Here is a 23,637-nt window from a genome sequence, read left to right on the forward strand (position 1 = left end):
CACCCGCGACCCGCCCCGGTTGATACCGCATCGTCCTGGGATGATCCTGGACGGCATGGAGGATTCCTCCGCCGCGATGACCGTCGACGCCCGCGGACTGGTGACGGGCTGGAGCGACGGCGCGCGGCGGCTCACCGGACACACGGCCGAGGAGGTCGTGGGGCGCCCCGCGCGGGACCTGCTCGCGCGGGGCGCACCCACCCGCCCGCTGTCCCGCACCGACCCGGCCGGCCCCGTTCTGTCCGGCACCGTCGTGGTCCGCCACCGGGACGGCCACACGGTCGGTCTCAGGCTGCGGGTCAGCCCCCTGCGGGGCGCCGACGACGCTCCCAGCGGCTACCTGGCGACCGCCGAAGCACCCGGCGGCCCGGCTCCCGACCTGATCGACGACGCCGTACGGCAGGCGTCCCTGTCCATGTCCGTCCTCGACCCCGAGCTGCGCTTCGTGCACGTCAACGACACCGCGTGCCGGATGCTGGGCAGGCCCGCGGAGGAACTGCTCGGCCGCGGCCTGTCCGACACGCTGGCCGACTTCGAGGGCGACGCGCGGAGCTTCCTGCACCACCTGCGGGTCGTCGCCGACCGGGGGCAGCCCGTCCAGTACGAGAGCTACGCGCCCGCGCCCACCGGCAGCTGCCTGCACGCCTGGACCGTGGAGATCTGGCCGGTCCACGACGCGTCCGGCACCCTCGTCGCCGTCGCCATGGCGGCGCTGGAGAGCACCGAACAGCACCGGGCCCGGGAGCGGCTGGCCCTGCTGAACGCGGCCGGCGCCGTCGGCAGCACCCTCGACGTGGTCCGTACCGCCGAGGAACTCGTCGGGCTCCTCGTGCCCCGGTTCGCCGGTTTCGCCAGCGTCGACCTGCTCGACTGGGTGCTCGGCGCCGACGAGCCCCTCGCCGTCCCGCCCGGGACCGGTGAACTGCGCCGGGTGGCCCACGCCTCCGCCACCGAGGGATTCCCCACCCCCGCCGTGCACCTCGGCGGGCATGAGGTCCACCCGTCCGACAGCCCACCCGCCCGCGCGATGCTGGAGGGCCGCGTCGTCCTCAGCGGCCCCGGCGACCCGGAGTTCGACCGGTGGATGAGGATCCGCGAGGCCGAGGCCCCGCACAACCGCCCGTTCCGCGAAGCGGTCTGCTCGACCCTGTCCGTCCCGCTGCGCGCCCGCGGCACCACCCTGGGCGTCGCGCTCGCCGCCCGGACCGCGCCCCGGGAGCCGTACGCCGCGGAGGACGCCGTACTGGCCGAGGAACTGGTCTCCCGGGCCGCCGTGTCGGTGGACAACGCCCGCCGTTTCGCGCGCGAGCGCTCCACCGCCCTGGCGATCCAGCACAGCCTGCTCCCCAGGGGCCTGCCCGGACAGGCCGCGGTCGAGGTGGCCCACCGCTACCTCCCCTCCGCGTCCGCGGCGGGCATCGGCGGCGACTGGTTCGACGTCATCCCGCTCTCCGGCACCCGCGTCGGCCTCGTCGTCGGCGACGTCGTGGGCCACGGCATCCCGTCCACGGCGACCATGGGCCGCCTGTGCACGGCCGTCCGCACCCTCGCCGACGTCGATCTGCCCCCGGACGAGCTCCTCACCCACCTCGACGACCTCGTCACCCACCTCGCGGCCGGCGGCGCGAACGACGGCGGCGAGGCGGAGATCGCCGAACTGGGCGCCACCTGCCTGTACGCCGTGTACGACCCCGTCTCCCGCCGACTGGCCCTGGCCGCCGCCGGTCACCCCGCCCCCGCACTCCTCCTCCCCGACGGCACCACCCGCCTCGTCGCCATGACCGCCGGTCCGCCGCTCGGCGTCGGCGGACTGCCCTTCGAGGCGACGGAGCTGGAGCTGCCGGAGGGCTCCGTCGTCGCCCTCTACACCGACGGACTCGTCGAGGACCGGGACCGGGACGTCGACCACGCCACCGCCGAACTGCGCCGGGCGCTCACCGCGCCCGCCACCTCCCTGGACGCGCTGTGCGACGGCGTCCTCAAGGCCGTGCTGCCCGAGGAGCCCGGCGACGACGTCGCCCTGCTGCTGGCCCGCACCCGGGCGCTGGGCGAGGACCGGGTACGCACCTGGGACGTCCCTCCGGACCCCGCCGGGGTGGCGGCCACCAGGCGGTCGGTCGGCGAACAGCTGACGGCGTGGGGGCTGGACGAGACGGCCTTCGTCACCGAACTCGTCGTCAGCGAACTGGTCACCAACGCGATCCGGTACGGCGAGCCGCCCATCCAGTTGCGCCTCATCCGCCACACGGCGCTCATCTGCGAGGTGTCCGACGCCAGCTCCACCTCGCCGCACCTGCGCCGCGCCCACGCCTTCGACGAGGGCGGCCGGGGCCTGCTCCTGGTCGCCCAGCTCACCCAGCGCTGGGGCAGCCGCCAGACGGACACCGGCAAGACCATCTGGGCCGAACAGGCGCTGCCCGTCCAGTGAACCGGCCGCACGGCCCCTGCCCCCGCACGGCCCCTGCGCCGGGGGCCGCTACGCCTCGCTCTCCTCCGCCGCCACCCGCGCCAGCGTGCGGCCGGTGCGCGCGGACCGGGCCCGCCGGGGGTCCGGGGTGCCGTGCCCGCGTCCGCCGCCGGCCGTCTTGACCAGCAGCCACGCCGCGTCCGCGGCGGCGCCGCCGTCCGGGCCGCCGCGGAACCGGGTCAGCGCGTACTCGCCGTGCAGCTTCGCGCCGTGCAGCCGGAACCTCGCGTGTCCGTGCGCCAGCGACTCGGCGAAGTCGACCGGCCGGCCCCGGCGGTCGTGGCTCAGCGGCTCGTAGGTGCCGTGGTCCCACACGATGACCGTGCCGCCCCCGTACTCACCCGCCGGGATCACGCCCTCGAACTCCTCGTACTCCAGCGGGTGGTCCTCCGTCGGCACCGCGAGCCGCTTGTCGCTCGGGTCCGCGGACGGTCCCTTCGGCACCGACCAGGACTTCAGCACGTCGGCCACCTGGAGCCGGAAGTCGAAGTGCAGGGTGCTCGCGTCGTGGATCTGCACGACGAAGCGGGGCGCCCCGCCCTCACCGTCGGCGCCGCCGTCGCCCGGCGCCTGTCGTCCCGCGGGCTCGCCGGTCCGGCCGAAGTCCCGTTTGCCGTGGTAGTCCCGCAGCCCATCGCCGCCCTCGCCGTCCACCTGGCACTCCTTCCCGCGAAACCCTGGGTCCCCGCCGGGGCCGGGTACCCCGCTCAGAACTCCTCGTGCACCTCCGGGTCGCCGCCGATCCGCCGGTGGGCGCGGTCCGCCACCGCGCGCAGCTGGCCGGCGTCCAGCTCGAAGCCGAAGACGTCCAGGTTCGCCCGCTGCCGCGCCGGGTCGGCGGACTTCGGGATCGGTACCGCGCCCAGCTGGGTGTGCCAGCGCAGGACCGCCTGGGCGGGGGTCACGCCGTGCGCCTCGGCGACCGCGGCGACGGCGGGATCGCCGAGCAGGTCGCTGCCCCGGCCCAGCGGGCTCCAGCTCTCGGTGCGGATGCCCTTGTGCTCGTGGTAGGCGCGCAGCTCGTCCTGGGGGAACAGCGGGTGCAGCTCGATCTGGTTGACGGACGGCAGGACACCCGTCTCCTTCTCCAGCCGCTCGATGTGCTCCGCCGTGAAGTTGGAGACGCCCACCGACCGCACGAGGCCCTCCTCGCGGAGCTTGACCATGGCCTTCCAGGAGTCGACGTACTTGTCCACCCGCGGCAGCGGCCAGTGGATCAGGTACAGGTCGACGTACTCCACCCCGAGCCGCGCGCGGGACTCCTCGAACGAGGCGAGCGTCTCCTCGTAGCCGTGGTGCCGGCCGGGCAGCTTGGTCGTCACGACGATCTCCTCGCGGGGGAGACCGGCCGAGGCGATCCCGCGGCCGACGCCGGTCTCGTTGCGGTAGTTCGTCGCCGTGTCGATCAGGCGGTACCCCGCCTCGACGGCCTCGCGGACCGCCCGCTCGGCCTCGTCGTCCCGCATCGGCCAGGTGCCCAGGCCCAGGGCGGGGAGCGTGGAGCCGTCGTTGAGTGTGTACGCCGGGATGCTGATCACCGTGGGACCTTCCCTCGACTGTGCGCGGCGGTGTGCCGCCCGCCCAGCGTCGCCCACGGCGGGTCGGGTGATCAACCGGACGGCGCGGCGGAGGGTCTGCCACGATCTGCGCATGACGACCCGGAGCGCGAACGACACGGCAACGGACACGACGACCGGCGGGGCGGGGGCGCACGACACGGCGGAACGCACCGCCGCGGCGGCGGGCATCGAGGTGCGGCCCGTCGCCGGGCACATCGGCGCCGAGATCCACGGTGTCGACCTCGCGGCGGGCCTCGACGCCGCGCAGGTCGCGGCGGTGCGCGCGGCGGTACTGCGCTGGAAGGTGGTGTTCTTCCGCGACCAGCGCCTCGACCACGCCGGACACGTCGCGTTCGCCCGCCTCTTCGGCGAGCCGGTCGTCCTGCCCCGGCGCGGCAAGGCGTCCCCGGCCGGCTTCCCGGAGATCGAGACGACCGCCGACCGGCTGGAACTGGGCGGCCGGTTCGGGATGGAGCACGACGAGTGGCTGCGGCGCCGGCGCCACACGCTGCTGCGCGGCTGGCACTGCGACCACGGCGCCCGCGTCGACCCGCCGGCGGCGACGATCCTGCGCGCCGAGACGGTGCCCCCCTACGGCGGCGACACCACCTGGGCGAACCTGGCCGCCGCCTACGCCGGGCTGTCCGCCCCGCTGCGCGCCTTCGTCGGCACACTGCGCGCCGAACACCGCCTCGGCGTCGGCTACCAGCCCCGGCCCGGCGACGACGCCTACGTCCGGCACCTCCTGGACCACCAGACCGCGACCGTGCACCCGCTGGTCCGGGTCCACCCGGAGACGGGGGAGCGGGTGCTGTTCGTCAACGGCTACTACGTCGAACAGATCACCGGGCTCTCCCGCCCCGAGAGCGCGGCGATCCTGGAACTCCTCGTCGAGCAGGCCACCCGCCCCGAGTACACCGTCCGCTTCCGCTGGGAGCCCGGCAGCGTCGCCTTCTGGGACAACCGCGCCACCGTCCACCTCGCCCCCGGCGACCACGCGCACCTCGACCACCCCCGGACCATGCACCGGGTGATGCTCACCGGCGAGGTACCGGTGGGGGTCGACGGCACCCCGTCCGAGCCCCTCGTCGGCAGCGAGGTGGGCCGCTGGTGAGGCAGGACCCCGGCGAGGAGGGCCGGGGCGCTCACCGGAGCGGGATCGTCACCTCGTCCTCGACCGGCGGGTCCTCCTCCTGGGCCCGGTTGCCGGTGGCCGCGTAACAGCGCAGCCGGACCGCTTCCGGCGTCACGTCCAGGCGCAGGAAGCACTTGAAGAAGGGCGGGCTGTACGTCGCCGAACCCGGCGAGAACACCGACGTGTAGAGCTTGCGCACCGGCAGCCGGAACCGCTTGCGGCGTTCGGGCCGCCGCGCGGTGCCGAGCAGACCAGCGACGATCCGGGTGCGCGCGGTGACCCGGGCGTCGCCGCCCGGGGCGCGGCCGGTGCGGATGCCGAGGCGTTCGGCGATCACGGCCGTCGCCTCGGCCTCCGTGAGGGTGAACAGCCGCCGCAGCCGCAGCCGGCGGCCGTACAGCGCGCTGTAGAAGGCGAGCGAGTCGCCGCGCAGCGGGTAGGAGCGGAAGTCGTCCTCGGTCACACCGGCCACCGAGACGCGCGGGATGGTGTGGGTGGCGTGCATGAACGCACCCCCGCCGCCCGCCACGACGTACTGCACGGTGCGGCCGTCCACGTCGACCGGATAGCGCTGGTAGTTGTGGATGTCGCCGCCGATCGCCGCGACGTAGTGGTGGGCGGGGTCGCGCACGATGTCGTCGACCGTGCCGCCGCCCTCGATGGCGCACGGGTGGTGCTCGCCGTCGACGTACAGGGGCGAGCCGGTGACGAGGATCTTCGGCCGGTCTCCCGCCGACACCTCGCGCAGCCAGGCGCCCTGCTCGGCGTCGACGGTGCCCAGCAGTCCCGTGTCGATGCCGACGATCCGCACCGGACCGGCGTCGACGGCCCAGTACGGCCCGGGCTGGACGGCCTGCTGGTCGGGCGCCGAACGCAGCTTGCGCGCCTCGTCCAGGTGCCGGCCGTCGTCCGGGCGCGGCCGGTGCCACAACAGGGACCGCAGCCGGGCGCGGGAGAACATGCGCGGTGCGGGCTGCGGCGGCAGGGGCTCGGCGTCGTCGCAGAAGACGCGCATGAAGGCGCCGAGGTCCTCGTACCAGTCGTGGTTGCCCGGTATCGCGTAAATGGGCGCCCGGTAGTCGCGGTAGGGACGGAAGAACTTCGTGCCGTAGTCGTCGGCACTGCCCACCGGATAGATCACATCGCTCGCGAGGACCGCGAACCGGGTGTCCCGGCCCGCCTTCAACAGCCCCGGCACGACGGCGTACTGGGGATCGTCGCCCTCTCCCGTGTCACCGACGATAAGGAACGAGAACCGGTCGGGATCGTCGCGCACGATCACCTTGTCGGCCGGCGCCCCGGCCGCCGCGCGCTGCGCCACCCAGCGGGAGCGGGTGCGGCCGGTGGGGTCACCGAACCAGGAGGCCAGCACGCCGTTGCGGGCGGCCCACAGCGTACTCGGGCTGAGCCAGGACAGCTTCTCGGTGCGCACGGGCATGAGCGTCCGGTAGGCGCCGGGTTCGGCGGAGCCCCAGCCGGCGCCTTCGGCGGAATCGCGTGAGGATTTGGACACCCGGGCACGGTAACAACGCCCTCACCCGGGGCCCGACGCGGGGAGGCGCGTCAACTGCGGCCCCGGACGGGCGCTTTCGGGTGCGTCCAGGCGTCAGAACGTCCGGCGCAGCAGGTCGAGCAGGGCCGCCCAGTGCCGCTCGGTCGCCTCCGCGTCGTAGGCCGCGGTGTCGGCCTGCGTGTAGCCGTGACGGGCACCGGCGTAGACCTCGCACCGGTGCCGTACCCCGGCCGCCGTCAGGGCCGCATCCAGGCGCTCCTGCTGCTCGGCGTCCATGCCCGGGTCCTGGTCCGCGTGGGCGAAGTACGCCTCGGCGGTGATGTCCCCGGCCACCAGGTGCGGGCTGTCCGGCCCGTCCGTCGCCAGGTTCGCGCCGTGGAACCCGGCCACCGCGGCCACCCGGTCCGGGAACGTGCCGGCGGTACGCAGGGCGAGCCCGGCGCCCATGCAGTAGCCCACGAGCGCGGCCGGGCCGTCGGTCGCCGCCGGGAGGCCGGCCAGCCACCGCAGCCAGGCGTCGGCGTCCCGCATCGCCCGGTCCGGGGTCAGCGACCGCATGACCGGACCGAGTTGCTGGAAGATCTCCGGCCGTGCCCCCGGGTCGATGAACCCGGGCAACTCCACGACGGGCGCCCGTCCGCTGCGGTGGAAGACGTTGGGCACCAGGACGGTGTACCCGGCACCGGCCAGCCGGTCGGCCATCGCCCGCAGGGACGGGCGAACCCCGAAGGCGTCCATGTACAGCAGGACGGCGGGGTGCGGTCCGCCGTCGGCAGGGTGGGTCAGGTAGGCGTCGGCGGTGCCGTCGTCGGTGGGGACGTCGACGGCGGTTCCCACGGTGGGGGTCATCGGGTGTGGTCTGCCTCTCTCGGGTGCTGCGGCCGGTCGGACGGTCCGCTATTCGAACCGGGTGGTGTCGCCCGCGCCCCGCCGTACGATCTCCGCCTCGCCGCCGGAGAAGTCGACGACCGTGGTCGGTTCGGTGCCGCAGTCCCCGGAGTCGACGACCGCGTCCAGTACGTGGTCGAGCCGGTCCTTGATCTCCCAGCCCTGGGTCATCGGCTCCTCCTCGTCGGGCAGCAACAGCGTGCTGGACAGCAGCGGTTCGCCCAGCTCGGCGAGGAGTGCCTGGGTGACGACGTGGTCGGGGATGCGCACGCCCACGGTCTTCTTCTTCGGGTGCTGGAGCGCGCGCGGCACCTCCCTGGTGGCAGGCAGGATGAAGGTGTAGCTGCCGGGCGTCGACGCCTTGATCGCCCGGAACACGTCGTTGTCGATCTGCACGAACTGCCCGAGCTGCGCGAAGTCCTGGCAGACGAGGGTGAAGTGGTGCCGGTTGTCCAGGTGACGGATCGACCGGATGCGGTCGATGCCGTCGCGGCTGCCCAGCCGGCAGCCCAGTGCGTAGCAGGAGTCCGTCGGATACGCGATCAGCGCGCCGGAGCGGACGCTGTCGGCGACCTGGGCGATGCTGCGCGGCTGGGGGTTGTCGGGGTGCACGTCGAAGTACTTCGCCATTCACCGAGCTTATGCCCGCTCGCCCGCCCTGCCCGACAGGCCCGGCGCGGCCCGGTCGCCGACGCCGATGGGGGGCCGGCGCACAGTGCCATGCGGTAACGTCCCCGACCTGGGCCGGAGACGGGGCGAGACGAGGAGAAGGCCGACGTGGCGGGCCGAGCGGACGGCGGACGGCAGCGGGCGACCGGGGCCGGTGAGCACGCGGGATGGGCGCGGGAGTTGCTCGAACACCTGCGGCCGGCCGGCCGCGACCTGAACCGGGTCGTGGCCTGGCTCGGCGACACCGCGCACGCGACCGTCGCGCTCCAGGACGGCACCGGCCGGCTGCTGGCCGGCACCCGCGTCCCGCTGGACGAGGCGCTGGTCGCCGACGTCACCTCCGGCCGGATCGCGTCCGCCGCCCTGGAGGACCGCGGCCGCCATCTGCGGCTGGTGCGCGTGGAGCGGTCCCGTCCGGCATCGGCCGCCGTCCTCGCGGTGGCCCGCGAGAGCCCCTTCGACCGGCGCGTCTTCGACATCGTCACGCACGCCGCCCAGGTGCTGGAGCTGCTGCTGGCCGGCCACGAGTCCACCGCGGCCGGACACCGGCTGCGGCGCGCCACCTCCGACCTGCGGCTGGCCATCCTGCAACTGCTGATGGTGGAGGACACCGTCTCCGCCCGCCGCGTGGCCGCCGGACTCTGGCCCGGCCTCCTCGACACCGACACGGCCTGCGTGTACGTCGTGGAGAGCAGCCCCGCCGAACGGGACCGGCTCGCCGAGGAGTGCCTGACGGCGACGGGGGAGCGGGCACTGGTCGTGCGGTGCCCGGCGGTCGACGGACACGTCATCGTGCTCGCCCCGCGCGACACGGCCGGGCAGGAGCTGCGCTCACTGGTCGGCCGCCGCCCCGGCGTGTTCGTCGGCGGCAGCGCCCGACAGGGCCTCGCCCGTACCGCGACCGCCTACGGCCAGGCCGTCAGCGCCCTGGCCGTGGCCCGGTTCCGTCCGGAGAAGGCGGCCCTGTACGCCGAGCGGACCCGCCCCGAGCGACTGATGGACCCGGCGGAGCTGCACGACTGGACGGCCGGCGTGCTGAGCCCGCTCGACAGCCTGTCCCACCACACCCGCGCCGAACTGCTCGCCACCACCCGGCTCGGCCTGGAGTTCACCGCCGTCAACACGGCCAAGGTCCTCGGCGTCAGCCGCAACACGGTCCGCGCCCGCATGGACCGGGTCGAGTCGCTGCTGCGCACGGACTTCGCCGACCTGACCGTGCGGGCCGCCGTCCACCTGGCCCTGAACGCCCAGCTGGGCCTCGCCGAACCCCCGCCGGGCTCCGGCGCACGGGCCGGCGCCGCGCGACTCACCGACCTGCTGTCCGGGCCCGCGCTGCGCACCTGGGCCGCCGACCTGCTCGGCCGCCTCGACCCGGACGGCCGGGACCTGCGGCGCAGCCTGCGCACCTGGATCGCCGCGGGCGGAAACGCCGAGCGCGCCGCCCAGAAGCTCGGCATGCACGCGCAGACCGTCCGGGAGCACGTCCGCAGCGCCGAGCCCGTCCTGGAACGCCAGCTGCTCGCCGCAGGCAGCGACCTGTACGAGGTCGTGCTCGCCCACCTGGCCGCCGGTGACCTCGCCCAGCCGGTCCTGCACGGGACGAAACCGGGTCATCCGGACTCACCTGTGCACGAGTGAGTCCTCCGGGCCCGGCAGCGGGCATCGGCGCGATTCACAACGGCGGACCCGTCCACGTAGGTTCGACGGGACGGGGGCACGACCGGAACGGGGGACCGGTCGCGCCCCCTCGGCCGTCAGCCGTGGGGCAGGATCACCGCGCGGCCGTTGACCTTGCCCTCGTGCAGCCGCTCGTAGGCGAGCGGGGCGTCGTCCAGGGAGTACGTCTCGGTGTGCACCGAGACGGCCCCCGAGCGGGCCAGGTTCAGCACCTCGATCAGCTCGCTGCGGCTGCCCCAGTAAGGGGCGTTGACCGACACCTCGAACGGCAGCATGCCGAACCCGACGGGCAGCGAACCGCCACCGATCCCGACCAGGGTGACATCTCCCTCGACGGCCGCGACGGCACCGGCGGTCTGCACGGTGGGCGCCACGCCGACGAAGTCGAACACGGCCTCGGCGCCCAGACCTCCGGTGATCTCGCGCACCGCGTCGGCTGCCTTCGCGTCCGACAGCACCGCCTCGTGCGCGCCCACCTCGCGGGCGAGGCGCAGCTTCTCCTCGCTGACGTCCAGGGCGACGACCCGGGCGGACGTCAGGGCGCGCAGCAGCTGGATGGCGACGTGGCCGAGACCGCCGGTGCCGATGACGACGGCGGTCGAGCCGGGGACCAGCTTGGGCAGCGACCGCTTGATCGCGTGGTACGGCGTCAGCCCGGCATCGGTCAGCGGCACCGCCGCCACCGGGTCGAGCCCGTCCAGCGGGACCAGGTGCCGGGGGTCGTCGATCAGCAGGTACTCCGCCATCGACCCCGGACGGCCGAGCCCGGGCGGCCGGATGCCCAGCTCGTCGGCGCGCAGGCAGTAGTTCTCCTTGCCCTCCGCGCACTTGGCGCAGGTGCCGCAGCCCCAGGGGCCGTACACGGCGACCGCGTCGCCCTCGGCGAGCCCCGTCACGCCGGCGCCGAGCGCGGCCACGGTGCCGACGCCCTCGTGGCCGAGGGTGAGCGGCAGCTCGTACGGGAAGCCCTCGGCGGGCCAGCCCATCACCGCGATGTCGGAGTGGCACACGCCGGCCGCGGTCACCTTCAACAGCACCTGGCCGGGGCCCGGTTCCGGGTCCGGGACGGTGACGACCTCGGGCGGGGCCCCGATGGTGCGGTACTGCAGTGCCTTCATGATCGAACTCCTTTGTTCTCTCTCCCCCCGGGACGGGTGAGCGCTGCTCAGACGGCTGTGTAGGCGCCGTCGACCAGGTGGTAGCTGCCGGCGACGAAGGACGCGCGGTCCGACAGCAGGAAGGCGATCAGCTCGGCGACCTCCTCGGCGCGTCCGAGGCGGCCGGCCGGGTGCAGGGCGACCAGGCCGTTGTAGGCGGCCTCGTCCATGGTCTTCAGCAGCGGGGTGTCGATGAAGCCGGGACCGACCGCGTTGATCCGGATGCCCCGGGCGGCGTACTCGGCGGCGGCCGCCTTGGTCAGTCCGACCACGCCGTGCTTGGCGGCGACGTAGGCGGGCGAGCCGGCGAAGCCGACCGAGCCGAGGATCGAGGCGACGTTGACGATGGCGCCGCCCCGGCCGGCCGCCTGAAGGGCGGGCAGTTCGTAGCGCATCGAGTAGAAGACGCCGTCGAGGTTGGTGCGCACGACGCGCTGGTACGCCTCCACGTCGTACTCGCCGGTCGGGGCGCTGGGGCCGCCGATGCCGGCGTTGTTGACGGCGAGGTCCAGCGAGCCGTACGTGTCGACGGCGAACTTGACGGCCGCCTCGACGGACTCCGGACGGGTGACGTCCAGCTCGACCGCGGCGGCCTCGACGCCCTCGGCCCGCAGGTCGGCGGCGGCCTTCTCGGCGCCCTCGGCGTTGTAGTCGGCGACGACGACCCGGGCGCCGCCGGCGCCGAGCCGGCGGGCGGTGGCCAGGCCGATGCCGGAGGCGGCGCCCGTGACCAGGGCGGTACGTCCGGCGAACTCGGCGGCGTGGTCGGAGGAGGGTGCGGTGGCGGGGGTGGTGCCGGTGGTGCTCATGGTGCTGTTCTCACTCTTCGGTGGTGCTGTCGGGGGTCGCGGCTGCGGCCTCCGAGGTCAGGGCGTCGTAGGCCCGCTCCACGAGGGCGGCGAGGTCTGCGGCTCCCGAGTCCCCCTCACCGCCGCGCGCCCACAGGCGCAGGGCGGCGATCAGAACTCCGGCGGCGGCGTCGACGACGGCGGCCGGGCGCACGTCCCGGGCGTCGTCGCTGCCGAGTCGGGCGGCGACGATGCGGATCGACTCCTCCTGGGCGTCGACCCGGATGCGCTGGTAGGCGGCGAACAGTCCGGGCTCGGTGTCGGCCAGGGCCACCAGGCGGCGCATGCGCGGGCGCACGTGCCACGCCGGGTCCCGGTCGTCGGCCAGCCAGTCCCGGACGGCCCTGCGATAGGCGAGCAGGGGCGGCTCCCCGGCGGGGCGGGACCGCAGCAGCGCGTTGATCCGGTCGCCGTCCCGGCGGACGAAGTCGAGCGCCGCGTCCTCCTTCCCGGCGAAGTGCCGGCTGAAGGTGCGGCGCGTGACGTCCGCGCGCTCGGCGATCGCCTCCACCGTGGTCGCCGCCGAACCGCGTTCCAGGATCAGGTCGCAGGCGGCGGTGGCCAGCGCGTCGCGGGTCTGCCGCGCCTTGCGCTGCCGCCGGTCCTCGGTGGCGGGGGAGGGCTTCGCTGCCGTCATGCCTCCGAGCGTACACCTGAAAATGTCCCAGTGGGACATGTGACGCAATGAGACATGTGACCCGTCGGGACATCTAGAGGGACTACCCGGATTCGTGGCGTGGTCGTGTGGTGGCCCGGCTGCCGCCGACCCGGTGAAATCCACCCGGTGCGCCGATCGGACGGCCCGGGCGCGGGGGAGCAATGGGACTATGACCAGTTCAGCGTTTCACCGCACCATCGTCCTGCCCGCCCCCGTGTGCCGGCAGGCCGCGCAGCACCTGGAACAGGCGGTGCACAAGGCCATCGACGGTGCCGCCACGCCGTGGCGCGCCTTCCGCGGGGCGGACGGCGACGACTTCGCGTTCTCCGTCCCGGTCGTCGAGCAGGCCGCTGGCTGCCTGCTGGTGCTGGCCGCCGAGAGCGCCCAGAGCCTGCGGCCCTCCGCGCTGCGCGCCCTGATCTCCGTCGCCCTGCACCTGCGGGACGCCGCCGAAGCGGTCCGCCGCCCCGCGGTCCCCAGCCCGGCGTGGTGAGCGCGGAAAACACCGTGCCCCCGATCTGAACCTGTGTTTGGCTCGGCCGCATGGAGTTCACCCGCTTCCTCGACTGCCTCGCGGCCGACCACGACCGGCTGCGGGCCGTCGTCGGCACCGACGCCCCGGTGCCGACCTGCCCCGGCTGGACGGTCGCCGACCTGACGCGCCACGTCGGCGAGGTCTACCTGCACAAGACCGCCGCCATGCGCGACGGCGCCGAGCCCGAGCCCTGGCCGCCGAAGGAGTTCGCCGAACAGGAGCCGACGGCGCTGCTCGACCGGGGCTACACCGCGCTGCGCGCCGAGTTCGCCACCCGCGCCCCCGAGGACCCGGCCGGCACCTGGTACGGCCCCGACCAGAGTGTCGGCTTCTGGATCCGGCGGATGGCGCAGGAGACCGTCGTCCACCGCATCGACGCCGAACTCGCCACCGGAGCGCCCGTCACCGCAGTACCGGACGACCTCGCCGTGGACGGCGTCGACGAACTGCTCAAGGTCTTCACCGCGTACGCCGTGGCCGAGTGGGGCGAGTACTTCGCCGAGATCCTGGACGGCTCGCCGGGGCACACGTTCCTGGTGCGGGCGGGCGACGACGCGGTGTGGCGGGTGCGGACCGGCCCCGGGGAGTTCACCGTCACGGACGGCGCGGGCGACGGGACGGCCGACGCGACGATCAGCGGCTCCCCGCAGGGCGTGCTGCGCTCGCTCTGGAACCGGGCGGGTGCCGACGGGGACCTCGGTGTGACGGCCGAGGGCGATCCCGGCGCCCTGGCGGAACTGAGGCGCTGCGTCGTCGTGGCGACCCAGTGAGCGGACGCCCGGCACACGGCGGCGCCCCGGCCGTCAGACACCGATGAGGCGCACCGCCCCCCACAGGGCCACCGTCGACGCGGCGACCGTGGCCGGCACGGTGAGCAGCCCCAGCACGGTGAACCGGCCCAGCTCCACCTCGATGCCGTGCCGGTGCAGGATGCGCCGCCACAGCAGGGTCGCCAGCGAACCGACGTAGGTCAGGTTGGGGCCCAGGTTCACGCCGATCAGCACGGCGAGGACCTGGACCGGTCCGCCGGTCGCGGCCAGCGGCAGCAGGGCGAGGACGGCCGGCAGGTTGTTGACCAGGTTGGCCAGCACCGCGGCGACCGCCGCCACCCCGAGCAGCGCCGGCAGCGAGTCCCCGTCCGGCAGCAGCCGCCCGAGCCCGGTGGCCGGCGCGCCCGCCACCACCCCCTGCACCACGATGCCGAGAGCCAGGACGAACAGGCAGAACAGCGGCGCGGCGGCGCCCGCCAGCTCCCGGGGCGCGACATGGCGCCGGGCCAGCGCCCGCACCCCGAGCACCAGCACACCGCCGAGCGCCGCCCAGGCGGGATCCACCCCGGCGGGCGAGGCCACGGCGAACCCGGCCAGGGTCAGGGCCACGACGACCACGGTGAAACGCGGTACGGCAGGCGCGGGCTTCGCGGGCGCCGCGCCGGGCCCGTCATCGGGGGCGCCGTCCGGCGTCTTGCCGGCGGCCGGGCGGGTGGCTCCGGAAGCGACGGGCACCGCACCGGCGCGCGAGGGGGCCGCGGACACCGGCTCGGCCAGGTCCGCGCGGAAGAAGCGGCGGAACACGGCGTACTCGACGGCGATCGCCGCCAGCCAGGGCAGCGCCATCAACGCGGCGAACCGGGTGAAGGTCAGACCACTGGCCGTGAACGCCAGCAGGTTGGTCAGGTTGGAGACCGGCAGGAGCAGCGAGGCGGAGTTCGCCAGGTGCGCCGTCGCGTACACGTGCGGGCGGGCCCGCGCACCGGCCCGGGACGCGGTGGCCAGCACCACCGGGGTCAGCAGGACCGCGGTGGCGTCCAGACTGAGCACGGCCGTGACCGCGCAGGCCACACCGAAGACCCCGGTCAGCAGCCGCCGCGGACTGCCGCCGCACCTGCGGGCCACGGCCGCGCCGACGGCCTCGAACAGGCCCTCCTTGGCGCACAGGTACGCCAGCATCAGCACGAGTGCGAGGAAGACGACGACCGGCAGCAGCGTACGGGTCTGTTCCCACGCCCGGTGCGGGGAGACCACGCCGAGCGCCACGACCAGCACGGCGGCGGGCACGGCGGCCACCGCCTCCGGGAGCCCCCGCGGGCGCAGCACGGCGAAGGCCAGCACGCCCAGCAGCAGGACGACGGGCACGGCCTCGGAGAGGACGGTGGTACTCAGGACTTCTCCTCCACACCGGTGGGCCGGGCGGGAGCCCGGTGATCGGCGAACGCGGTCAAGGGTCGCATCCCCGGGCGGGCACGGTTCCGCACGACGTGGTGTGGCCGAGGCCACGCCCGGGGCGAGAGCCCGGCCATGTTCCGCGCGGTGCGCCGCGGGCTACCGTTTCCACGGACCCACCCCGTGTTCCCCACGACGAGCAGTTCGGACGGCCCGGCAGTGCACACAGATCTCTCCCCCGTCATCGCGGCGACCGCCCAGTGGCTGACCCGCGCCTATCCGGCGTCCGGCGGCGCCCTGGCCGAGGCCCTGTGCGAGGTGCAGGCCCGGCAGGCCGTGACCGTCGCGGCACGGCTGCGCTACCCGAGCCCGATGGACGTGGCACTGCTGGGTGTGGCGGGCCCCGGAGGCTCCGCCCGGCTCGACTGGATCACCGGCGCCGACGGCGTGACGCCCACCGACCCGGACGCGGACGCCTGGCGGACCTGGGTGGACGAGGTCGTCGCCAGTTGGGCGGCCTGCCTGCTGACCGACCCGGCGCTGGCCGAGCCGGCCGTGACCGCGCTGGCCGGGGGCGGTCCCTCGGCCGGGACACCGGCGGAGTTCCGCCGCCTGCTCGCGCCCGATGACGCCGACCGCCGGGCGGCCGCCCTGCTGCGCCACCCGGACCTCGTCGCGCCCGTCGCCGCCCTGCACCACGCCGGGCTGACGGCCCGACTGGACCCGGGCCAGGCCCTCGTCGCCTGATCCGCGACGCGGCGGGCGCGGCAGCCTGATCCCGCGTTGCTACGCGACGGGCGTGCGGGGCAGCCTCATCCGCCCTGTGACGTGACCTGACGGGTGCGGGAGTCTGCGCTGCGACGCGACGCAACGGGTGCGGGAGTCTGCTCCGCGCTGCGTCGTGACCCGGCGGGCGCGGCTGCCTGCTCCGCGCTGCGACGCGATCCGACAAGGACGGGAGTCTGCCCCGCGCTGCGACGTGACCCGCCGGGTGCCGGAGTCTGCCTCGCCCCCCACGGTGCGGTGTCCGCCGCGCGACGCAACCGACGGGGAGCCCGCGCGGAACCGGGCAGGCCCTCAGACAGCCGTCTTGAGGGCCGACCCGGGCGGGCCCTCAGGCAGCCGTCTCCAGGTTCGCCACCGGCGACACCCTCGGCACTGCCGCCCTGCGTTCGCGCAGGAGGTGGCCCGCGCCGATCGTGCCCACGATGATCAGCCCGCCCGCGATCAGGGCGCCGCGGGCACCGGCCAGCTCCATCAGGAGGCCCAGCGCGGGCGGCCCGCCCAGGCCCCACACCGTGCCGATGCTGCCCCACACCCCGAGCACCCGGCCCCGCATGTGCGCGGGCGGGTCGGTCTGGAGCACCGCCGTACCGGCGGTGTCGGAGACGGACTCCACGACGGCCATGGGCAGCACCATCACCAGCAGGACGGCCAGCGACGGCGACAGCCCCGCCACCACCTGCAGCAGCCCGCCCGCCGCGGCCAGCGCGCCCACCACCCGTACCGAGGGGCGGCGCAGCCTGGCACCCAGGACCGCGCCGATGATGCCGCCGACGGCCAGCACCGTGGAGACGGTGCCGAATGACCCCGCGCCGCCCGCGAGCGGCCCGGTGACCAGCACGGCCAGGGTCAGCTGGTAGTTGCGCCCGAAGACCGCGCTGACCCCGGTGACACCGGCCAGCGCCAGCAGCCGGGGGCGGCGGGTGAAGAAGGCCAGCCCCTCGCGCACACTCATGGTGTCCTTCGCACCGTGGTCCTTCGTGGCCGCCACGTGCCGGACCGCACCGCGCGCCGGGCGCAGGAACGGGATGACCGAGGCCACGAACAGGAACGACAGCCCGTTGGCGGCGTAGGCGGCGGCCGTGCCGAGGAAGCCGACCGTCACACCGGCGAGCGCGGCCCCCGTGAGCCGGCCCGCCTGGTGCACCAGGGCGCCCACCCCGATCGCGGAGGGCACGTCCTCGCGCGGGACGAGGTCGTTGCCCAGCAGGGAGCACGCCGGGCCGTCGACCGTGGCGATGACGCCGGTGACGGCGGCCAGCACCATCAGGGAGGCCATGTCGAGCCGGTCGAGCGCCACCATGAGCGCGGTCACGAAGGCGACCGCGCCGAGCAGTGCCTGGCTGACGGCGGCGGTCAGTTTGCGCGGCCAGCGGTCGACGGCCGCGCCGCCGAACACGCTGATCAGCAGCGCCGGCGCGGCCTGGACGGACATCGACAGACCCGTCGCCGCGGCGGAGCCGGTGATCTGCAGGACCAGCAGGTTCTGCACGGTGAGCTGCATCCACGTACCGGCGTTCGACACGAAGTTCGCGACCGACCACCAGCGCATGCTGCGGTGTCTCAGGGACCGCCACGGCGACCGGGACGGTTCGGACGGCGAGGCGGCAGGGGGCGGCGGGGCGGAGACGGAGGAAGAAGACACAGTGCGCCACTCGAAGGCGGGTCGCGGGACCCGTAGGGGAAACGGACGGGAACGAGCAGGCCGGCTGCGCTGCGCGGCTGTTCCACCGATCCGGACACGGCGCCGACCATCGTGACAGAAGGGACCGGCGAGTCGTCGCCCGGTCCGCGCCCCGCCCGCGGCCGGGACGGACCAACCACCTCTGGCCCTGACGTACTTGAGCACCCGAGTGCGCTTGATCACAGCAGCCCGCGGCGGCGCCGCACCGGCCGCCGGCCGTGACCGCGGTCACGGTGCGTGGTGCCGGTGGCGGGCGCCTGAGCATGTGAGCGCGCCGGTGGGGCACTCGGCGCACGCTGTTCAGCGCTCCGAGGGAGAAAGGTCGTCCTCATGATGCCGATGGCGGCGTTCGGCCCACGGGGGGAGTCCCGCACGCCCTGGGACCGCGTCCTGGTGACCGGCGGGGCCGGATTCCTCGGCTCCCACCTGTGCACCCGGCTGCTCGACGCGGGGGCCGAGGTCGACTGCCTGGACGACCTCTCCACAGGGCGGGCCGAGAAGGTGGCCCACCTGGCGGGCCGCCCCGGCTTCCGCTTCCTGGAACGGGACATCTCCGCACCCGGCTGCGCGGACGCGCTCACCGGCCCCTACGACCTGGTCCTGCACCTGGCGGGCCCCGCGTCCCCGGCCGCCCGGCCGGACCGGCCCGTCGAAGCCCTCGACGCGGGCAGCGTGGGCACCCGTACCGCGCTGGCCGTCGCGGGCCGGGACGGCGCCCGGTTCCTGCTCGCCTCCTCACCCCCGGTGGGCCCCGACGCCCGCGGTGACGCCTCGGACGAGGCGGACCCGGTCGGTCCGCACCGTGCCTGCGCCGAGGCCGTCCGGTTCGCCGAGGCCCTGGTCGCCGCGCACGCGGGCGCCCACGGCTCGAACGCCGGGATCGTCCGGCTGTTCGACGGCTACGGACCCGGCATGCGGGCGGACGGCCCGGGAACACCGGCCGCCCTGATCGAAGCGGCCCTGGCCGGCCGGCCGGTCACCGTGCCCGGGGACGGGAGCGGGACGCACCCGCTGTGCTACGTCGACGACATGGTCGACGGCGTGCTGCTGGTCGCGGCCGGCCGATCGGTGCGGCCCGTGGACATCGGCGGCGACGAGGAGCCGACCGCCGCGGAGATCGCCCGCCTGGTGATCGAGCTGACCGGCTCGGACTCGCCGCTGGCCTTCGGCGAGGACGTGGGGGACGGGCGCGCGCGGCCGCGGCCGGTCACCGGCTTCGCCCGTGAGATCTTCGGCTGGCTGCCGAGCGTGACCTGGCAGGACGGTCTGGAGCGCACCGTCGCCGCCTTCCGCGGACCGCCCGAGCCCTTCCCGGCGCCGGGCGGGGAGACGACGGACGGGCGGGCCGGGGAGGAGCGGTGGGCGTGACCCGCCCGGCACACCGCCGGACCATGCCGGATCATGTGTGGGCCCGGTCACCGCGGCGACCGGGCCCACACATGATCCGGCGGCGGATCGCTCAGCCGGGCTTGCCCCGCCCCGACAGGGCGTCCCGCGCCCGGTCGACCATGCCCGCGCCGGGGGCCAGGAGCTTGTTCATCGGGGGCTTGTCCGGAGCCGACGGGTGCGGTCGGGTCGGTGCCGTCTTCTTCGCCTGACGGACCTTGTCGCCCAGCTCGTCCAGGGCCTGTGCGGGGCACGCCTCGCGCAGCCGCGGGAACAGGTTGCCCTCCTCGTCGGCGACGTGTTCACGGATCTCGCTCATCAGCATGCCGATCAACCGGTCGAACTCGACGTCGTCCGCCCCGCGGCTCTCCAGGTCCTTCATGATCTGCTCGGCCTGGGCGTGGTCCTCCAGCTCCTTGTCCGCCAGAGCACCTCCGCCCGCCACGTGCTCACGAACCGCCGGGTAGAGGTACGCCTCCTCCGCCACCGAGTGCCGGATCAGCTCGATCGTGGCCTGATCGGCGTACAGCTTGCGGTCCTTGTGACCGGGCGGCAGCGCCTCGATCTTGCCGAAGAGCTCCTCGACCTCATGGTGATCGGTCGTCAGCTCGTCGATGACGTTTCCTCCATGACCCATGGTCCACTCCACCTCCAGAGGGTTGTGGCGGTCGCGCAGCCGATCCGCCACGGGTGTCCGGACGACCGGGTCCCCCCGGGCGCGGTGGGCTAACGCCCGGTTCAGGCCCCGAACTTGGCCCGGATACCGCCCGCCCGCGCCGCGGGACCGGCCGCGGCCCGTACCGAGCGGTGCACCAGGTGCGCGTCGTGCCGGAGATCATGGGCGGCGTGCCGGCCGCGCCACAGCAACGAGGGCGCGCCGCCCGTGTCGTCGGCCGCGATCAGCAGCCCGCCCATCATGGACAGGTTCTTGATGAAGTGGACGCGCTGCTGGGCGCGGTCGGCGGGGTCCTCCGCCTCCCAGTACCGGTGCGCCGCCAGTGTGGTGGGGACCAGCGTCACCGCGAGGGCCAGCGCGGCCAGCCGCGGACAGCGGCCGAGCCCGAGCATGATGCCGCCGACCACGTGGACGGCGCCGTTGAGCCGTACGAGTTGTTCGGTGCTGTCCGGCAGGACCGGCACGCGGTCGGCCACCGGCCGCACGACCGGCTCGGCCGCCGGGGCCACGTCCTGCGGCCTGCGCAGAGACTGCAGACCGCCCGCGACGAACATCGAGGCGAGCATCGGCCGGCCGGCCAGACGCAGAAGACTCATGACGCTCTCTCGCTCTCTTCCGGGTGCTCTGTTGGGTGGGGTACTGAGGGTGAGGAGGGCGCCGACGGGACCGCCGGCGGGATGGTGCCCCACGGGGATCATCAGGTGCTCCGGCCGGCCGGCGCCATTCGGCGTCCGGCGTGGCGCCCGTGCCCCTTGGCACCGCGCCGCGCCGGGATGCGCAGGTCAGAGGCTGGTGAGGATCTGGGGCGACAGGTTCTTGATCATGGTGTTGGTCCAGCGCATCTGGCGCAGTGTCTGCGGGTGGCACGCGGAGGCGAGCGTCAGCAGCCCGCTGTCCTTCGACGCCTGGGCGGCCTGGGCCAGCATCTCCCAGTGCAGTGAGTTCTCCGCCGCGGCCACGTGCAGCTCGCGCAGGTCGCGCAGGAGGAGCAGACCCGGCTCCGGCCGGTGCCCGAACGCCTCGGACGCCTTCTTGCGCAGGGTGGCGAAGACGCCGTCCGCGGAGTGCTCCGGCGGCTCGCCCAGCTTCACACCGCGCTCCGCGGCGGTCTCGGCGAGCCGCCGCACGTGCTCGCGGGACCAGCGGGCGAGGTCGGCGGCGACGTGGTGGACCTCGTGCTCGGTGGCGTGCCGCTCGCCCACGGCCACCAACTCGTGGGCCAGCCGCCGCTCGCCGCGGTGCAGCGTGCGCAGGGTCAGGTCGATGCCGTTCACCGGGCGCCCTCCTCGTGGCCGTGCGGGAACCCGGTGGGCTCCTGCTGAGTCGTCCGCGCCGCCGGGCCCCCGGCGGTGGGCGGGACGGAACCGGCGGCGACCGGTGCCGACGCGGTGGTGGTCGGCGCCGGGGAGGGCCGGCCGTCCCCGCGTTCCACGAGGGTGAGCGCGGCCGTGGCCGTCTTGAACAGCGGCTGCTTGGAGGCCGGGTCCCAGTCGGTGATCGTCGTCTCGTTCGCGGCCCGCCCGGGAGTGTCCGGGCCGGGCCCGGAGCCGCCGTCGGTGTCCCAGTAGCCGTAGTGGAACGGCACGAACAGCAGCCCCGTGCGGATGCCGCTCACCCGCAGTCGTCCGCGCAGCCGGCCGCGCCTGCTGGTGACCTCGACCAGGTCGCCCTCGCCGAGACCGAGCCGCTCCGCGTCCGCGGCGGAGACCTCCACCCACACGTCGGGGGCGGCGTCGTTCAGCTGGGGCGCCCGACCGGTCTTCGTGCGGGTGTGGAAGTGGTAGAGCGTCCGGCCGGTCGTGAGACGGAACGGGTACTCCTCGTCCGGCTCCTCGTGCGGCGGCAGATAGGCGGCCGCCTTCAACATCGCCCGGCCGTCGGGGTTGAGGGAGCGGTACTCCACGACCTCCTGCGAGGCCCCGGTCTCCAGGTCCTTGCCGTAGCTCTCGCACATGTCGGGACCGGCCCAGCTGATGCCGTCCGTGTAGAGCCGTGCCGTCCCCTCGGGCGCCCGGTCGTCGCAGGGCCACTGGATGCCGCTGGTGTCGCGCAGCTTGGCGTAGGACAGGCCCGTGTAGTCGCAGGGGCGGCCCGCGCTGCACCGCTTCCACGCCTCGAACGCCGACTCCGGATCGTCCCAGGTGATCAGCGGTCCGCCGTCCTTGTCCCGGAAGTCCATGCGCCGTGCGTAGTCCAGGAAGATGTCCAGGTCGGGCCTGGCCTCACCGGGCGGTTCCACCGCCTTGCAGGACAGGTGCACCGTGCGGTCGGCGTTGGTGAGCGCGCCGGTCTTCTCGCCCCAGGTCGCGGCGGGCAGCACCACGTCGGCCAGCTGCGCCGTCTCCGTCAGGTAGAGGTCCTGTACGACCGTGAACAGCCTTTCCTGCGACAGGATCGAGCGCATGCGGGACAGTTCCGGCATCGAGACGGCGGGGTTGGTGCCGCTGATCCACAGCATCCGCAGCGAGCCCTGCTCGGCGTACCGGAAGATCTGCATCGCGTGGGTCGGCGGCGCGAAGTGCGGGACGGTCTCCGGCTCGACGTTCCACACCCGGGCCAGGTCGGCCACGTGGGCGTCGTTCTGCCAGTTGCGGAAGCCCGGCAGGTCGCCGTTGGCCCCGCACTCGCGGGTGTTCTGGGCGGTGGGCTGGCCGTTCATCTGCAGCAGGCCGGCGCCGGGCCTGCCCAGCATGCCGCGGATCAGGTGCAGGTTGTTGACCTGCACGGCGGCGGCGGTGGCCTGGTGGGACTGGTAGACGCCCTGGAGGACCGTGGAGACCAACGCGTCGGCGGTGCCGACGAGTTCGGCCGCCTCCTCGATCCGGGCGGCGGGCACGTCGCAGATCTCCGCCGCCCACTTCGGCGTGCAGTCGGCGACCCGGGCGGCCAGTTCCTCGAAGCCGACGGTGTGCGCGGCGATGAAGTCCCGGTCGATCCGCTCGTGCCGGATCGTCTCGTGCAGCAGCGCGTTGAGCAGGGCGACGTTGGTGCCGCTGCGGGGCGCGAGATGCACGGCGGCGTGTTCGGCGACGCGGGTGGGGCGCGGGTCCACGCACAGCAGCCGCGGCGGGTCCGCGCCCTCCAGGCGGTCGAGGAGCCGCATCCACTGCACGGGCTGGGTCTCGGCGATGTTGTGGCCGAACAGCGCGACCACGTCGGCGTGGTCGAAGTCGTCGTAGCTGCCGGGCTGCCCGTCACAGCCGAACGTCTCCTTCAACGCCTCCGCGGCCGTGGCCGTGCACAGCCGGGTGTTGCCGTCGAGGTGGTTGGTGCCGATGCCGGCCCGGGCCAGGACCGTGAGCGTGTAGTACTCCTCCAGGAACAGCTGCCCGGAGGTGTAGAAGCCGATCGAGCCCGGCCCGCGCGAGTCCAGCAGCTCGCGCGAGCGGGCGGCCACCAGGTCCATCGCCGTGTCCCAGTCCGTCTCCACCAACTGCCCGCTGCGCCGGACCAGCGGCCGGGTCAGCCGGTCACGGGAGGCGTTGGCCTGCCAGCCGAACAGGTCCTTCGGACCGAGCCGCCCCCGGTTGACCCGGTCCACGTCCCGGCCGCGCACGCCGACCATGCGGCCGTCGGCCACCGCGATGTCCATGGCGTCGCCGTCCGAGTGCAGGATCGACGCGGACTGCACCCAGCGCTGCACCGAGCCGGGCTCCACGCCGTCCGCGAGGTACGTGTCCACCCGGGCCGGCCAGGTCTCGTGCCGTCCGTAGGGCACCCGTGCGCCCCAGGGCCGCGCGATCCGGTCCGTCGCATCCTCCATCGCCGGCCTCCCGCCAACATCCGCCACACTGCCGGCCGCCGGGTACCCGGGCGCCGCGGATCGAAGCGGTCCACTTG

Annotated in this window: 21 protein-coding genes; 7 read left to right on the plus strand and 14 right to left on the minus strand. The window is 74.6% G+C overall.

Translation table 11 applies throughout. The features are described 5' to 3' along the window. Positions 1-55: 55 nt before the first annotated feature. A complete protein-coding gene (locus IE258_RS32030; RefSeq protein WP_189749222.1) occupies positions 56-2,428 on the plus strand; it encodes a SpoIIE family protein phosphatase in 2,373 nt (790 codons plus the stop codon). 48 nt (positions 2,429-2,476) lie between these two features. On the opposite strand, the gene IE258_RS32035 is transcribed toward IE258_RS32030, so the two are convergent. Together IE258_RS32035 and IE258_RS32040 are read right to left on the minus strand one after the other, a co-directional pair. Next, a complete protein-coding gene (locus tag IE258_RS32035; protein ID WP_189749223.1) occupies positions 2,477-3,121 on the minus strand; it encodes a DNA polymerase ligase N-terminal domain-containing protein in 645 nt (214 codons plus the stop codon). A 53-nt stretch (positions 3,122-3,174) separates the two neighbouring features. Beyond that, positions 3,175-4,005: an aldo/keto reductase gene (locus IE258_RS32040; RefSeq protein WP_189749224.1), complete on the minus strand. Its 831-nt coding sequence runs from the start codon at positions 4,003-4,005 to the stop codon at positions 3,175-3,177. A 112-nt stretch (positions 4,006-4,117) separates the two neighbouring features. On the opposite strand from IE258_RS32040, the gene IE258_RS32045 reads away from it, so the two are divergent. Continuing rightward, positions 4,118-5,140 (plus strand): TauD/TfdA dioxygenase family protein, encoded by a 1,023-nt coding sequence (locus IE258_RS32045; protein ID WP_229892533.1) that lies wholly within the window; start codon positions 4,118-4,120, stop codon positions 5,138-5,140. A gap of 31 nt (positions 5,141-5,171) precedes the next feature. On the opposite strand, the gene IE258_RS32050 is transcribed toward IE258_RS32045, so the two are convergent. The 3 genes from IE258_RS32050 to IE258_RS32060 form a co-directional block, all read right to left on the minus strand. Then, complete coding sequence (locus IE258_RS32050; protein ID WP_189749225.1) at positions 5,172-6,674, minus strand: metallophosphoesterase family protein; 1,503 nt, start codon at positions 6,672-6,674, stop codon at positions 5,172-5,174. Positions 6,675-6,767: 93 nt separating this feature from the next. Next, positions 6,768-7,523, minus strand: a complete 756-nt coding sequence (locus IE258_RS32055; protein ID WP_189749226.1) for a dienelactone hydrolase family protein — start codon at positions 7,521-7,523, stop codon at positions 6,768-6,770. A 48-nt stretch (positions 7,524-7,571) separates the two neighbouring features. Next, positions 7,572-8,192, minus strand: coding sequence for an L-threonylcarbamoyladenylate synthase (locus IE258_RS32060; RefSeq protein WP_164459475.1), 621 nt, complete (start codon positions 8,190-8,192; stop codon positions 7,572-7,574). Positions 8,193-8,339: 147 nt separating this feature from the next. Between IE258_RS32060 and IE258_RS32065 the strand changes: the two genes are divergently transcribed. Beyond that, positions 8,340-9,869 (plus strand): helix-turn-helix domain-containing protein, encoded by a 1,530-nt coding sequence (locus tag IE258_RS32065; RefSeq protein ID WP_189749227.1) that lies wholly within the window; start codon positions 8,340-8,342, stop codon positions 9,867-9,869. A 116-nt stretch (positions 9,870-9,985) separates the two neighbouring features. Here the strand turns inward: IE258_RS32065 and IE258_RS32070 are convergent, their stop codons facing one another. The 3 genes from IE258_RS32070 to IE258_RS32080 are packed head-to-tail and all read right to left on the minus strand — an operon-like array spanning position 9,986 to position 12,550. Then, positions 9,986-11,026 (minus strand): NAD(P)-dependent alcohol dehydrogenase, encoded by a 1,041-nt coding sequence (locus tag IE258_RS32070; protein WP_189749228.1) that lies wholly within the window; start codon positions 11,024-11,026, stop codon positions 9,986-9,988. A gap of 47 nt (positions 11,027-11,073) precedes the next feature. Continuing rightward, complete coding sequence (locus IE258_RS32075; RefSeq protein ID WP_189749229.1) at positions 11,074-11,874, minus strand: SDR family NAD(P)-dependent oxidoreductase; 801 nt, start codon at positions 11,872-11,874, stop codon at positions 11,074-11,076. Positions 11,875-11,884: 10 nt separating this feature from the next. Then, on the minus strand, positions 11,885-12,550 hold the full coding sequence (locus IE258_RS32080) for a TetR/AcrR family transcriptional regulator (RefSeq protein WP_189749230.1): 666 nt from the start codon (positions 12,548-12,550) through the stop codon (positions 11,885-11,887). A gap of 190 nt (positions 12,551-12,740) precedes the next feature. Here IE258_RS32080 and IE258_RS32085 point away from each other — a divergent pair, with 190 nt between their 5' ends. Both IE258_RS32085 and IE258_RS32090 read left to right on the plus strand, forming a co-directional pair. After that, the gene (locus tag IE258_RS32085) at positions 12,741-13,064 is read left to right on the plus strand and encodes a hypothetical protein (protein ID WP_003971778.1); all 324 of its coding nucleotides are present in this window, start codon (positions 12,741-12,743) and stop codon (positions 13,062-13,064) included. Positions 13,065-13,114: 50 nt separating this feature from the next. After that, positions 13,115-13,876: a maleylpyruvate isomerase family mycothiol-dependent enzyme gene (locus IE258_RS32090; protein ID WP_189749231.1), complete on the plus strand. Its 762-nt coding sequence runs from the start codon at positions 13,115-13,117 to the stop codon at positions 13,874-13,876. A 33-nt stretch (positions 13,877-13,909) separates the two neighbouring features. Here the strand turns inward: IE258_RS32090 and IE258_RS32095 are convergent, their stop codons facing one another. Beyond that, positions 13,910-15,241, minus strand: a complete 1,332-nt coding sequence (locus IE258_RS32095; RefSeq protein ID WP_189749232.1) for an SLC13 family permease — start codon at positions 15,239-15,241, stop codon at positions 13,910-13,912. 246 nt (positions 15,242-15,487) lie between these two features. Between IE258_RS32095 and IE258_RS32100 the strand changes: the two genes are divergently transcribed. Further along, entirely contained in the window at positions 15,488-16,015 is a 528-nt protein-coding gene (locus tag IE258_RS32100) for a hypothetical protein (RefSeq protein ID WP_189749233.1), read from the plus strand. A 367-nt stretch (positions 16,016-16,382) separates the two neighbouring features. Here IE258_RS32100 and IE258_RS32105 read toward each other — a convergent pair whose 3' ends face one another. Beyond that, complete coding sequence (locus IE258_RS32105; protein ID WP_229892534.1) at positions 16,383-17,603, minus strand: MFS transporter; 1,221 nt, start codon at positions 17,601-17,603, stop codon at positions 16,383-16,385. Between the two features lie 462 nt (positions 17,604-18,065). On the opposite strand from IE258_RS32105, the gene IE258_RS32110 reads away from it, so the two are divergent. Further along, positions 18,066-19,103: an NAD-dependent epimerase/dehydratase family protein gene (locus tag IE258_RS32110; protein ID WP_189749235.1), complete on the plus strand. Its 1,038-nt coding sequence runs from the start codon at positions 18,066-18,068 to the stop codon at positions 19,101-19,103. Between the two features lie 91 nt (positions 19,104-19,194). Here IE258_RS32110 and IE258_RS32115 read toward each other — a convergent pair whose 3' ends face one another. From IE258_RS32115 to IE258_RS32130, 4 genes are all read right to left on the minus strand, one after another. Beyond that, entirely contained in the window at positions 19,195-19,758 is a 564-nt protein-coding gene (locus tag IE258_RS32115; protein ID WP_189749236.1) for a hemerythrin domain-containing protein, read from the minus strand. Positions 19,759-19,859: 101 nt separating this feature from the next. Further along, a complete protein-coding gene (locus IE258_RS32120) occupies positions 19,860-20,393 on the minus strand; it encodes a DoxX family protein (RefSeq protein ID WP_189749237.1) in 534 nt (177 codons plus the stop codon). Between the two features lie 186 nt (positions 20,394-20,579). Continuing rightward, complete coding sequence (locus IE258_RS32125) at positions 20,580-21,071, minus strand: hypothetical protein (protein WP_189749238.1); 492 nt, start codon at positions 21,069-21,071, stop codon at positions 20,580-20,582. Beyond that, entirely contained in the window at positions 21,068-23,560 is a 2,493-nt protein-coding gene (locus IE258_RS32130) for a molybdopterin oxidoreductase family protein (protein ID WP_189749239.1), read from the minus strand. Before IE258_RS32130 ends, IE258_RS32125 begins: the two co-directional genes overlap by 4 nt. Between the last annotated feature and the right edge of the window lie 77 nt (positions 23,561-23,637).

This window comes from Streptomyces tendae (assembly GCF_014650435.1).
Lineage (GTDB): Bacteria > Actinomycetota > Actinomycetes > Streptomycetales > Streptomycetaceae > Streptomyces > Streptomyces tendae.